The following is a 12,595-nucleotide window of genomic DNA, read 5'->3' as shown; positions in this document are numbered from 1 at the left end:
TTACCTTTCCACCAGCGCCATTCTGGCGTTGACCACGTTCATGACCGCCGAGGTCACCAGGCTGAGTATGAGGTAGGCGACCATCATGATCAGCACGCCCTCGACCGCCTGTCCGGTCTGGTTCAGAACCGTGCCGGCGGTCGCTGTCAGGTCCGGATAGCCTATTGCGATCGCCAGCGAGGAGTTCTTGGTCAGGTTGAGATATTGGCTGGTCAGCGGGGGGATGACGATGCGCATGGCCTGCGGCACCACGACCAGCCGCAGGATTGACCCGGACCGCAGCCCAAGGGCGGCGGCCGCCTCGGTCTGGCCCTTGCTGACACCCCTGATGCCGGCACGCACGATCTCGGCGATAAAGGCCGCCGTATAACAGGACAGAGCCAGATAGAGCGAAAGGAATTCCGGCTTGACCTGAAAACCGCCGGTCAGGTTGAACGTCGATTGTTTCGGAAAATCGAAGGTCACCGGAAAGCCGCTGAGCGCATAAGCGAGCAGTGGCAGGCCGACGATCAATCCCACGGAGGTCCAGAACACCGGAAATTGCTGGCCGGTCGTCAACTGCCGTTGACGTGCCCTGTGGGCAACGAACCATGCCATGGCGAGCGCGACGACGAGCGCAACCAGGATCAGCCAGGAGCCGTCGCCCCAGATCGCGCTCGGAAAATAGAAGCCGCGCTGGTTGAGGAAGGAGCCGAAGGGCAGATGATAGGAGTCGCGCGGTGCCGGCAGCACGGCGAGCACGCCGGAATACCAGAAGAAGATGACCAGCAGCGGCGGGATGTTGCGGAAGATCTCGACATAGACCGTGCAGATCTTCTGGATAAGCCAGTTCTGCGACAGCCGGCCAATCCCAACGACAAAGCCGATGATGGTGGCGGTGATGATGCCGGCGACCGCGACGATGATGGTGTTGATCAGGCCGACGATGATCGCGCGGCCATATGTCGAGTCCGACGTGTAGGCAATGGGCGTCTGGCTGATGTCAAAGCCCGCGCGACCCTTCAGGAAGGCGAAGCCGGACGCAATGTGCAGGCGCTGCAGATTATCGATGACGTTGTTTACGACCCACCAGATGGAGCCGAACAGAAGGATAACCACAAGCGTCTGAAACAAGAGGCTGCGTATTCTCGGGTCATTGATGAAAGAGCCGCGGTTCGGCTCTTCGCTCAGAATTTCCTGCGAAGCCATGGACCATCCCCTGGAAAGAGAAACCGGGAGGCAAACGATTTGCCTCCCGGATCACGTTTCGATCAGCGGATCGGCGGACCATATTGCAGGCCGCCCTTGGTCCACAGCGCGTTGATGCCTCGCGCGATCTTGAGCGGGCTGCCGGAGCCGACATTGCGCTCGAACATTTCGCCGTAGTTGCCGACGGCCTTGATGATATTGACGACCCAGTCGTTGGAGAGGCCAAGATCAGACCCGTACTTGCCGTCGGGCTCGGTGCCCAGCATGCGCTGGATGTTCGGGTCGTTCGAGGTCTTCATCTCGTCGACGTTCGCCTGAGTGACGCCGGCCTCCTCGGCGTTGAGCAGCGCGAAGTACGTCCACCGTACGACATGGGCCCACTGGTCATCGCCCTGGCGCACGGCCGGGCCGAGCGGCTCCTTGGAGATGATCTCGGGCAGCACGACATGATCAGCTGGCGAAGCCAGCGTCAGGCGGATGCCGTAGAGGCCGGACTGGTCGGTGGTGTAGACGTCGCAACGGCCGGAGTCATAGGCTGCGTTCACTTCTTCGAGCTTCTCGAAGACGACGGGGTTGTACTCCATCTTGTTCTTCTTGAAGTAGTCGGCGAGGTTGAGCTCGGTCGTCGTGCCGCTCTGCACGCAGACGGCGGCGCCTGAAAGCTGCAGTGCGGAGTTCACGCCCGGCAGCTTCTTGGCGTTGATCATGAAGCCCTGGCCGTCATAGTAGGTGACGCCGACGAAATCCAAGCCGAGCGCGCTGTCGCGGTTACTGGTCCAGGTGGTGTTGCGCGACAGGAGATCGATCTCGCCGGACTGCAGCGCGGTGAAGCGCTCCTTGGCGCTGAGCGGCGTAAACTTGACCTTGGAGCCGTCGCCGAAGACCGCGGCCGCCACGGCGCGGCAGAAATCCGCGTCCAAGCCTTTCCAGTCGCCCTTGTCGTCCGGCGCGGAGAAGCCGGCCAGACCGGTCGAGACGCCGCACTGGATGAAGCCCTTCGCCTTGACGGTGTCTAGCGTGCCGGCCGACGCGGCCGACGCCATCAATCCGAGCGTGGCGGCGCCAAGAATGCCGATAGCAATATGTTTCATGACCCACAGACCCTTTTCTGTTTTTTCAGGCAAACCCTGATCTTTTTTCCCTTGTGAACGCAGCTCCCAGCCCGGCCCATTCCCGAAACCCCGCATCGCAAACCGACGCACCGCCTCCCATTCACGAATAGCATCGAAGGCGATAATTCCCGTGAGGTCAAGGAAAATGACCGAATTCCAACGGGTTTGAAAATCGATTGCCTGAAATGCCTGAATTGCAGACAGACGCGCCCGCGATTTAGTCAGAAGCGCGAATTAATTCGGCGAAGCTCATTTGACGCAGATGTGAGCCGGCGCCGCGAATCCATGCCAGTTACAATAGCTGGCTACAGTAGTTGACCGGCGGCGAGAGAGCTTCCGACAAGTACTGCCGCATGCCATGGCCAGATGCAGGAGCAACGCCGGCGATGTCTTCCGGACGCGGAAATTGGCATATCCGAAGTCCATTCCTGGCGGACAGCGGGCTGTTGCACGGCCCACGACGCCGCACTATGGCTAGCGCCTTATCAAACAAGGCGACCAAGAATGGCGAAAGACGGCAGCGAGCAGGGTTCCGGCAAGATGGGCATCAACACGCGGCTTGCCCATTCGGGCAACAACCCGCACGACTATTTCGGCTTCGTCAATCCGCCCGTGGTGCATGCCTCGACCGTGCTGTTCCCCAATGCCGCCGCGATGGCCGCACGCAACCAGAAATACACCTACGGCACGCGCGGCACACCGACGACCGATGCCCTTGCACAGGCGATCGATGCGCTGGAAGGATCCGCCGGCACGATCGTGGTGCCATCGGGCCTGGCGGCGGTGACCATTCCGCTGCTCGCCTTCGTTTCGGCGGGCGATCATCTGCTGATCGTCGATTCCGTCTATCACCCCACGAGAAACTTCGCCGACACGATGCTGAAGCGGTTGGGCGTCGAGGTCGAGTATTATGCGCCCAATGTCGGCGCCGGCATCGCGGCGTTGATCAAGCCGAACACCAAAGTGGTGTTCACCGAATCGCCGGCCTCCAACACGTTCGAGGTGCAGGATATTCCGGCGATCGCCAAGGCGGCGCATGCGGCCGGCGCCATCGTGATGATGGACAACACCTGGGCGACGCCGCTCTATTTCCGGCCGCTCGACCATGGCGTCGACATCTCGATCCACGCGGCGACGAAATATCCGGCCGGACATTCGGACGTGCTGCTCGGCACGGTCTCGGCCACTGAGGCCTGCTGGAAGCAGCTCTACGAGAGCTTTTGCACGCTTGGCTGCTGTGCGGGACCCGACGATGTCTATCAGGTGCTGCGCGGCCTGCGCACCATGGGCGTGCGGCTGGAGCATCATCAGCGCAGCGCACTTGCCATCGCCTCGTGGCTCGAAGGCCAGAAGGGCGTGGCGCGCGTGCTCCACCCTGCCCTTCCCAGCCATCCGGATCACGATCTCTGGAAACGCGACTTCTGCGGTTCGAGCGGCATCTTTTCCATCGTGCTTGCCGGCGGCGACCAGAAGGAGCAGCACGCTTTCCTGGACGCACTGCAGATCTTCGGTCTCGGCTACTCCTGGGGCGGCTATGAGAGCCTTGCGGTACCGGTCTGGCTTGGCGACCGAGTTGTCGCGAAAGGCCCTTATGAAGGTCCGTTGATCCGCTTGCAGATCGGCCTCGAGGATGTCGACGACTTGAAGGCCGACATCCTGCGCGGGCTTGCGGCGGCGGTGCGCACGGGCTGACGTCAAACAGAGTCCGCAAACGGCCGCAGGCCCTTGACGCTGATGACAAAGCGCGAGCCGCTGCCAGCACCCCGGCGAAAGCCGGCACGCAATATTATTCTCCGGCGTCATGACTTTACGGATTTGTTTGACTTTCAAATCGGCGAATTCGGCTGCATTGCGTGTCGCACGCATTCTCGATAGACCCATTCCTCGCAAAGTTCCCCATGACCTTTCGTCTTTTCGTCCCCATCCTCGCCGGCGCGACGCTGCGTGAACGCATCCTGGCCTGTATCGGCGCCACGATCGGCATCGCGCTGACCGGCGTGATCAGCGGGCTGGCGATGGGCGGCGGCCCGCATGTGGCCCTGCTGGTGGCGCCGATGGGCGCATCCGCGGTGCTTCTGTTTGCCGTACCCGCGAGCCCGTTGGCGCAGCCATGGTCGATCATCGGCGGCAATTCCATATCGGCGCTGGTCGGTGTGACCGTCGCACATTTCGTCCATGATCCGGTGATGGCCTCGGGCCTCGCGGTGGCGTTGGCCATCGCCGCGATGTCGTTCACGCGCTGCCTGCATCCGCCAGGGGGCGCCGCCGCACTGACGGCTGTACTCGGTGGGCCGGCCGTCATCAGCGCGGGCTTCCTGTTCCCGTTCGTGCCGGTGGCCTTGAATTCGACCATCCTGGTGGCGCTGGGCTTGCTTTTCCACAAGCTGGCGCGGCGCAATTACCCGCATGTCGCCGCACCGGCCGCCAACAGCCACGGTACCGCTGATCCGCCGGCTCAGCACCGCGCCGGTTTCCGGCCCGAGGACATCGATGCGGCGCTGACGGCGCTCGACGAGACCTTCGATGTCGATCGCGACGACCTCGAACGGCTGCTGCGACAAGTCGAATTGCAGGCCATGGTGCGGTCGCACCGGACGCTGCTGTGCGAGGACATCATGTCGCGCGACGTGGTCTCGGTGCCCGAGCAAGCCACCGCCGACGAGGCACGCCGGCAACTGCTCGATCACAATATCCGCACCTTGCCGGTTGTCGATGCGGATGCCCGGCTGGTTGGCGCCGTCGGCTTGCGCGAACTGACGAAAGCCGTCGATACGGTGAAGGGCGTGATGGCAAAAGCCGGCACCGCCTCGCCCGCGACGCCGGCGATGAGCCTGCTTCCGGCGCTGACCGACGGCCGCAGCCATGCCGTGGTCATCATCGACGGCGAGCGGCGCATTCTCGGCCTGATCACACAGACCGACCTGCTGGCGGCAGTCGCACGCGTACAGACGGCAGACAAGGGATTGGCGGCGGCTTAACCCGGGCGGGCTGGCGCGAGGCTTGGCTGGCGTGATGCCGGAATGGGGAACCGCTGGTCCGGTTGCTTTCAGGGTGCAAGCCGCTGCGTTCGTCCTAGAAGCCCAACGCAAGCCAGGCAGTGCCGACCACGAGCGTGATCAGCGTCAGCGGCAAGCCTACCTTGAAGAAGGCACCGAATGACAACGGTGTGCCCGCGGCCTTGGATTGTTCGGCGACGATCAGGTTGGCGACCGAGCCGAGCAAGGTGAAGTTGCCGGCGAGCGTGGAACTCATGGCCACCACCAGCCAGGCGCGCTCGGGGTTCTCCAGGCCGGGGATGAATGGCCTGAGCGCCAGCACGGCCGGAACATTGCTCATGATGTTGGACAACACGGCGGTGAAACCCGACAGCCTCCAGACATCGTCGAGCCCGATGTTCTTGGCCGAGGCGATGATATCTGATGTCAGCAGGGTCCTTTCGGCACCGGCAACAACCACGAACAGACCGGCGAACATGAACAGCAGCGGTCCGTCGATCTCGCGGTAGATGCGCGATGGCTTGATGCCGCGGGTGAGCAGCAGAATGGCGCCGCCGATCAATGCTGCCTTGGCAACGGGAACACCCGCGAAGAAAGCAATGGCCAGCCCGATACAGACGACCACCGCCTTCAGCACCTGGCCGCGATGCATGCGGCCGCGCGCGACATGCGGCGTCAACTCGGCGGTGCGGGTGAATTCGGCCCGGTAGACGATGCGCACAATGATGATGACCGCGACGAGGCCAAACAGGGCGACTGGCGCGAGCGCCGCCGAAAAGGCCGGATAAGAAATCCCCGACAGCGCGCCGATGACCATGTTCTGGGGATTGCCGGTGATGGTGGCGACGCTGCCGCAGTTCGAAGCGGTGGCGGTGGCGATCAGATAGGGGATCGGGTCGCGGTTGATGACGCGGGTGACGTGGACGACGATCGGCGCCATGACCAGGCAGATGGCGTCGTTGACCAGGAAGGCCGACAGCACGCCGGTCAGGAGCGTCACCATCACCAGGAGCATGAACGGCGCATGCGCGTGCTCGATGGCGATTGCACCGAGACCGCGAAAGGCACCCGACACCTTCAAATGCGCCACCACGATCATCATGCCGAGCAGAAGCGTGATGGTGTCGAAATTGATCGCGCGATAGGCATCTTCCATGCTGAGTGCGCCGATGGCGATCATCGCCGCGCCGCCAAGCAGCGCAATGCCTGCCCGGTCGAGACGCAAGCCAGGTATGCGGCCGATGGCTACACCGGCATAGGTGAGGACCAGGATCAGCAGTGCCGCCGCGCCCATCAATGTCATCGGTAGAAGCCCTGCCCGATCTGTCTGCGCACCGATGACGGCCGCCCCGCGATTCACGTGATGTAAGTTTTAGCGCGATGTCGGGATTGATGCCAAACGGCTACGTGGATTGTCCGAGAGTATCTGAAGGCAGATGGCGCCGCTAACGCCGATAGAAATCCAACCGCTGTTGCAGCGCCTGCGGCGAAAACAGTTGCTCGACGGTTTGCCGCGCCTTGCGACCGACAGTCGCCCGCAGCGCCGGATCGGCTTCGAGCTCGGCCAGTATGCGTGCCGCCTGTTGCATCGTTTCGAACAGGAAGCCGTTTTCACCATGCCTGATATGGTCGGCATAGCCGCCATGCGAATGGCATACGACGGGCAAACCGCAGGCCATCGCCTCGAATACCACGCGGCCGAACGTCTCCACATGCGAGCCGGTGCGATAGTAGAAGACGTCGAGCGTCGGCAGAAACTGTTCGGCGGCAAATTCACCCTGCGGCAGGAGTTCGAGTTGCGGATGCGGCGCGAGGCTGCCCTTGAGCGGCATGCCGCCCTGAATCCGCACCGCCACGCCGTCGGCAAGCAATGCCTCATAGAGCGCCACATCGTCGGCGTGATGCTTGTCCGCCGTGTCGCGGCTCAGCCGTCCCACCGTGAACGGACCGTTTGGCCTTGCCGGCCGTGGCGAGAAGCACTCGATATCGATCGGCGATGCATGGACGACGCCTTCGACCTGCAGCATGCGCCTCTGAAAGTCGGAGATCAGCACCAGTTCGGCATCGGGCCAACCCAGCAGGCGCGGCCTGCGCGTCGTCAGCGCGATGATCTTTGGATGAAAGGTGTTGAAGACATAGATCAGCCGGCGTGGCCGCGGGATCAGATAAGGCCATATCTTGTTGCGCCAATGCGCACCAAGAAAGACATAGGTGCCGCCATCCGGCACGTTGCGTGTTGCCGTCGAGACGCGGCGTATCGGAAATTCGCGCATCAGGTCTTCGGATACGCGTGCCGAGGTTGCCCAGAGGTGCACCTGCGAGTCGGCGCTCAACAGCCGGTACAAGTCCAGGGTTTCGCGCTCACTGCCGCCAAACGGGTTCTGAAAGCCGTTGAATAAATGGATCATGATCGCGGTGCTTACTGGGCTCTACCCCGGGGCGTTTCGCCATTGAGGTGCTTACTGGGATCTACCCCTGGGCGTTTCGCCATTCAATTGCCTGCATCCAAGAGCCGTGCCGTACCCGCGAACCGCACGATCGAGGGACTTAAGAGGCAGGACTATTTTTGGCGACGTTCCATACTTGCCCGGAGGAAGCATACAGACAAGCAAGCGTCAAGGAAGCGGTCAGTATCCGCTCGCTGCCGAGGCTGCCCTCAGTGCACGGTGGCGATGCTGGGTGGGGACACCAGGGAGGCTTCCGACGGATCGAAGCTGACCTGATCGCGCCCATTCGATTTCGCGGCATAAAGCCGCCTGTCGGCGGCGGCGAATATTGCCTCGTAGGTCGTCGGCCCGCTGAAGCTGGTGCCGCCGATGCTGACGGAAAGCGGGCAAGAGCGGCCCCCAGGGGAAAAGTCCATTTCGCGTATCCGTCGGCGGATCCCCTCGGCAACCAGCCAGGATTGCGAGGGGTCGACACCGGGAAGAAACACGCCGAACTCCTCGCCGCCGATCCGGCCGACGATATCGCCGCCGCGCAGCTGGCCCTTGATCGCCTGCGCGATCAGTTTGAGCGCCTGGTCGCCGCAATCATGGCCGAGGCGGTCGTTGATCGACTTGAAGTGGTCGGCATCGATGATCAGCAGCGCGCCGGAACGGGTCTCTTCCCGCTTGCGGGTCTGCTCGAGATAGGCCTCGACCAGCATCGAGAAGGCGCCGCGGTTCAGCACCGCCGTCAGGCTGTCCGTCGCGGCAATGACGCTGAGGTCGCGCTGGGCTATCGCCAGTTGGCGGATCTTCCACATCAGGAAAAACAAGAACGAGCCACCCAGCACCAGCGGCAGCAGAAGGTCTGTCAGCTTCGCGCGCCAGACCGCCTCGGGCGAAAGATAGGGGAAATTGAACGAATCGACGAAAAACGCCACGGCAATGCAGAATGCCGTGCCGGCGGCGGTGACGGCGATCACCCTGCCCCAGCTGGTCGGCGACAGGTCCAGCTTCATCCCTTCCACTCCGTTAGCCGTCCCTACTATGACGTGCCAACGCAAACAAAATGATAAGACTTTCCTTTCAATTCGAGATCGGATGACTGGGAGACAAGATGACATAGCCGAGAGCGGGGCACGAACGCCCAATAGGCGGCCGTGCCCCGGTTGTGGCAAATTTACTCACCGCATTTCGGTGCGGGAGAATTTCCGAAGTCAGCGGCTGGGCGCCGACCCAACCCGTTCGGCGACGAAGGACGCCGCGATCAGGTCGTCGGCATCCAGTTGCAAGGAACCGTCGCCAGTTCCCATGATAGCGGCGACCTTATGGAAAATTTTCATCTCTTGGCCAGAAATTTCGGCATCGTGCATTCGCGCCCTGAGTTCGGCGATACGCCGCCCCAAGGCAGGGGACGTTCCAATCTCACGTTTCGACATAACCTGGTTTCTCCTCCCCCAACCCGCGCTTGTGTTGCCCCACCCCGCCGGTCCACATCGCATTGTATGAGGACCCGCGAATACAAGCCCCCGAACGCATGGTTTCGGCCGAAGTTCCAACCGGGCAGATCACGAAATAATTCCAGGGCCCCCGCGCGAACGGACCTGGGACTCCCGTTCCAGGCTTTCGCCGCACGGCGTTGCGACACTGGCAGCCGAGGGTGAGGAATGGTTGACCCCGTGAGGTCATGCGGCGTAAGCCATTGAAATTATTGGCGATCCCGACAGGATTCGAACCTGTGACCATCGGCTTAGAAGGCCGGTGCTCTATCCAGCTGAGCTACGGGACCGCTGGCCGGCCAATGGGCCGGCTGAAATACTTGGCACTGGCCGCCGGTCAATGCGTCCAGGGCGTCCTGCGGTCATAGCGGAAATTCTCCGCATAGGAAATCTGGCGGCGCTTGGTCTCTTTCGGTTCCTCGACACGGAAGGCAAGCCCTTCCTTTTCGGCGTAGGCGACCGCTTCTTCGCGCGTGTCGAAGGTAAGCCTGATCTGGCTTCTCATGTCTCCCGACGTGGTGTAGCCCATCAGCGGGTCGATCTTCTTGCGCATCTCAGGATCGAATTCCAGCACCCAATGGCCGGTCTTGGCCTTGCCGGACTGCATCGCGGTTTTGGCTGGGCTGAAAATGCGCGCGGACATGGCCACCTCTTTGTTGTGCAAGGCGGCATCGCCGCCTCCAGGCCGTCATTACTGCGCATTGGCACCGGCGGCAAGGTTTTTGCACTTGCCATGTAACACCGAAATGAATAGGCAACAGACCGTTCGGAGTGTAGCGCAGGCTGGTAGCGCATCTGGTTTGGGACCAGAGGGTCGGGAGTTCGAATCTCTCCACTCCGACCATTTCTCTTCAAAGTGCGATGCCGATTGCGCCGAAGGGCTTAGGCCCGTACCGGGGTTTCACCATTTCCCGGCTCGCTTCCCTCGCCATTGCCGGCTTAAACTCCGTCAAACGGGGGATTTGCGGTGTTTGGGATCGATGCATGGGTGTCGCTGTTCGGGCCGGCCTATTTTGCCTATGCGGGCGTGGCGATTCCGTTCATGGCGGCGTGGGCAATCGCCTGTGCGGCGCTGGCGATGTGGAACAATCGAGAGAGCCGCAGGCAAGCCAAGCTGGCTCCGGGCATGGCCGCTTCCCGTTCCTGGCGGGCCAGCATCGGGATGTTCGTGCTGGTCGCGGTCTGTTATATCGCGGCGCATTCCGCCGTCTATCTGTTGGTCCGGCATTTCGTCAGAATGTGGCTGTGATTGGCCGCAAGCTCATTGGCTGACAGTGCCATTTCCCGGCGAGCGGTATTCAAGGAAGGCAAGCTCGCCGGGCGAGAACCCCAACCGCCTCGTCCCGGCGAGCCTACAACCTGATTTGGAACGCAATCAGGACCGGGGTCAGCCGGCAAGCTCACGCTGCAAGACCGGTGCCAGTCTTGTTTCCCAAAACGGGACTCAGGTCGAGACGGAGAAGCGCTGGAACACTGAAGCCATCAAATCTCGAATTCGCCCTGCCCCTCGTCCATGGCGCTCACGACCTCGGCGGCCAGCGCCCTTGTGATCGGCATCTTGCGCTCCAGCGCGGTGCGATCCAGGCGCTCCACCACACGCATCGCGGTTGCCAGCGAACGCTCGATGCGCCGCACCAGGTACTGCACGACATGCGGCTCGACCTCGACCTGCCGGTCGGCGAACAGCTTGGTGATGACGCCGGCGAGCAAGAGATCGTCGGGCTCGTGGATCTCGATGGTTGCCGCCGCCTTCAGCCGCGAGGCGAGATCGGGCAGCTTGACGCCCCAGGCCGACGGAAAGCGCCGCGCCGTCAAAAGCAGCGTCGAGCCGGCGCCGCGCACGGCATTGATCAAATGAAACAGGCCTTGCTCATCGACCACGCCGTTATCGATATCGTCGATCAGCGCCGGCCGCGCGCCGAGATTGGCGATGCTGTCACCCATGCGCCCGGCGTCGATGGCCAGCGCATTGGCGCGGGCACGCCAGATCGAGGCCAGATGCGTTTTGCCCGAACCAGCCGGGCCCGCCAGCACCACCACTGGTGCTGGCCAATCCGGCCAGCGGTCGACCAGCGCGGCCGCCTGGTTGTTGGTGCCGGAGACGACCAACTCGTCGCGCGAGTAACCGGTGCCGTGGCCGAGATCGAGCGGCAGTTGGCGCGGCGGATCTGTTCGCTGGGCGCTCACGTCAGCGACGCGGTTGGGTGCGATGGCCGCCACCGCGATCGGCCGGCAATGGCGGCGCTGATTCTGTTGCATGGCCCTTGTAGAGCGGCGATTCCAGATAGCGGGCGATGGCAAACCGCACCAGGACGGCCACCGCCGCGGATGCCGGAACGGCAATCAAAAGCCCGACAAAACCGAACAGCGCGCCGAAAGCGAACAGCGCGAACATGAGCCACACCGGATGCAGACCGACGCTTTTGCCGACCAGCCTGGGCTGCAGGATGTTGCCTTCGATGAACTGGCCGATGAAGAAGACCACGGCAACGGCGACGATCATCGTCCAGTCCGGCCAGAACTGGACGAAGGCAACGCCGACGGCCAGCACCAGCCCGGTCAACGAGCCGACATAGGGGATGAACGAGATCAGCCCGGCGAACAATCCGATGAGGATCGCGAAGTTCAGCCCCGTCAGGGTCAGGCCGGTGGCATACATGGCGGCCAGCACAAGGCAGAGCGTGCCCTGCCCGCGCACGAAGCCGGCAGTCGCGGTGTTGATATCGCGCGCGATGGCACGCACGGTCGCCACGTTATCGCGCGGCACCCAGCTGTCGATGACCGCCACCATTCGATCCCAGTCGAGCAGCATGTAGAAGGCAACCACGGGCGTCACCACGAACAGGCTGACCACCGAGACCAGCGCCACGCCCGAACTCCAGATCGAGGTGAAAACCGTGGTGAGCAGGCCGAAGCCCGAGGTCAGAAGCGAGTTCAAGCCGTCGCGCAAGCCATTGGCGTTGACGCCGAATTTCTGTTCCAGCCATTTCGGGTCAAAGGAGGTGATCAGGCTTTGCAGCCGGGTCAGGTATTCCGGCAGCTTGCCGGCGAAATCGGCCATCTGCGTCGCCAACACCGGAATGAGGATGACGAAGGCCAGCACCAGCACGATGAGGAAGGTGATGAGGATGACCACCGTCGCCATGAAGCGGCTGAGGCCGAGCCGCTGCAGCCGGTCGGCGACCGGATCGAGAAAATAGGCAAGCACCATGCCGGCGACGAAGGGCAGCAGGATGGCGCTGAAGACATAAAGAAAAAGCGCCAGGATCGCGGCACCCGCCAGCCAGAAGAAGATCTGCCGGCGGAACGTGGCCGACGACTCGGCCTCCGCCGCTGTCTCGCCGGCCGGCACGACCACTACCATCTGGTCGTCG

The 12,595-nt window shown here is 62.6% G+C and carries 12 protein-coding genes and 2 tRNA genes; 4 read left to right on the top strand and 10 right to left on the bottom strand.

From position 1 onward, the window contains the following. Complete coding sequence (locus tag LB543_RS00530; RefSeq protein WP_224590458.1) at nucleotides 1-1,188, bottom strand: amino acid ABC transporter permease; 1,188 nt, start codon at nucleotides 1,186-1,188, stop codon at nucleotides 1-3. Nucleotides 1,189-1,250: 62 nt separating this feature from the next. Next, nucleotides 1,251-2,279 (bottom strand): amino acid ABC transporter substrate-binding protein, encoded by a 1,029-nt coding sequence (locus LB543_RS00525; protein WP_140755736.1) that lies wholly within the window; start codon nucleotides 2,277-2,279, stop codon nucleotides 1,251-1,253. A 525-nt stretch (nucleotides 2,280-2,804) separates the two neighbouring features. Between LB543_RS00525 and LB543_RS00520 the strand changes: the two genes are divergently transcribed. Together LB543_RS00520 and LB543_RS00515 are read left to right on the top strand one after the other, a co-directional pair. After that, nucleotides 2,805-3,992 carry a cystathionine beta-lyase gene (locus tag LB543_RS00520; protein WP_224612131.1) on the top strand — a complete coding sequence of 396 codons (1,188 nt, stop codon included), beginning with the start codon at nucleotides 2,805-2,807 and terminating at the stop codon, nucleotides 3,990-3,992. Nucleotides 3,993-4,198: 206 nt separating this feature from the next. Then, complete coding sequence (locus LB543_RS00515) at nucleotides 4,199-5,278, top strand: HPP family protein (protein ID WP_224612126.1); 1,080 nt, start codon at nucleotides 4,199-4,201, stop codon at nucleotides 5,276-5,278. A gap of 94 nt (nucleotides 5,279-5,372) precedes the next feature. On the opposite strand, the gene LB543_RS00510 is transcribed toward LB543_RS00515, so the two are convergent. The 6 genes from LB543_RS00510 to LB543_RS00485 form a co-directional block, all read right to left on the bottom strand. Next, complete coding sequence (locus LB543_RS00510) at nucleotides 5,373-6,599, bottom strand: anion transporter (protein WP_224612124.1); 1,227 nt, start codon at nucleotides 6,597-6,599, stop codon at nucleotides 5,373-5,375. A 142-nt stretch (nucleotides 6,600-6,741) separates the two neighbouring features. Continuing rightward, on the bottom strand, nucleotides 6,742-7,704 hold the full coding sequence (locus LB543_RS00505; RefSeq protein ID WP_224612120.1) for a glycosyltransferase family 4 protein: 963 nt from the start codon (nucleotides 7,702-7,704) through the stop codon (nucleotides 6,742-6,744). A 248-nt stretch (nucleotides 7,705-7,952) separates the two neighbouring features. Next, nucleotides 7,953-8,741, bottom strand: a complete 789-nt coding sequence (locus LB543_RS00500; protein ID WP_140755746.1) for a GGDEF domain-containing protein — start codon at nucleotides 8,739-8,741, stop codon at nucleotides 7,953-7,955. A gap of 198 nt (nucleotides 8,742-8,939) precedes the next feature. Then, nucleotides 8,940-9,161, bottom strand: a complete 222-nt coding sequence (locus LB543_RS00495; protein WP_140755748.1) for a hypothetical protein — start codon at nucleotides 9,159-9,161, stop codon at nucleotides 8,940-8,942. Nucleotides 9,162-9,434: 273 nt separating this feature from the next. Beyond that, nucleotides 9,435-9,511, bottom strand: a tRNA-Arg gene (locus tag LB543_RS00490). A gap of 47 nt (nucleotides 9,512-9,558) precedes the next feature. Further along, nucleotides 9,559-9,864, bottom strand: coding sequence for an ETC complex I subunit (locus tag LB543_RS00485; protein WP_015318428.1), 306 nt, complete (start codon nucleotides 9,862-9,864; stop codon nucleotides 9,559-9,561). A 124-nt stretch (nucleotides 9,865-9,988) separates the two neighbouring features. Between LB543_RS00485 and LB543_RS00480 the strand changes: the two genes are divergently transcribed. Next, nucleotides 9,989-10,065 (top strand) — tRNA-Pro (locus LB543_RS00480). Between the two features lie 144 nt (nucleotides 10,066-10,209). After that, complete coding sequence (locus LB543_RS00475) at nucleotides 10,210-10,470, top strand: hypothetical protein (protein ID WP_224612113.1); 261 nt, start codon at nucleotides 10,210-10,212, stop codon at nucleotides 10,468-10,470. Nucleotides 10,471-10,703: 233 nt separating this feature from the next. Here the strand turns inward: LB543_RS00475 and hdaA are convergent, their stop codons facing one another. Next, entirely contained in the window at nucleotides 10,704-11,408 is a 705-nt protein-coding gene (hdaA, locus tag LB543_RS00470; protein WP_224612112.1) for a DnaA regulatory inactivator HdaA, read from the bottom strand. 1 nt (nucleotide 11,409) lies between these two features. Beyond that, complete coding sequence (locus LB543_RS00465) at nucleotides 11,410-12,585, bottom strand: AI-2E family transporter (RefSeq protein WP_224612840.1); 1,176 nt, start codon at nucleotides 12,583-12,585, stop codon at nucleotides 11,410-11,412. Nucleotides 12,586-12,595 lie beyond the last annotated feature (10 nt).

The organism is Mesorhizobium sp. ESP7-2, assembly GCF_020164715.1.
Lineage (GTDB): Bacteria > Pseudomonadota > Alphaproteobacteria > Rhizobiales > Rhizobiaceae > Mesorhizobium.
This window is presented reverse-complemented; position numbering and strand designations above follow the sequence as displayed.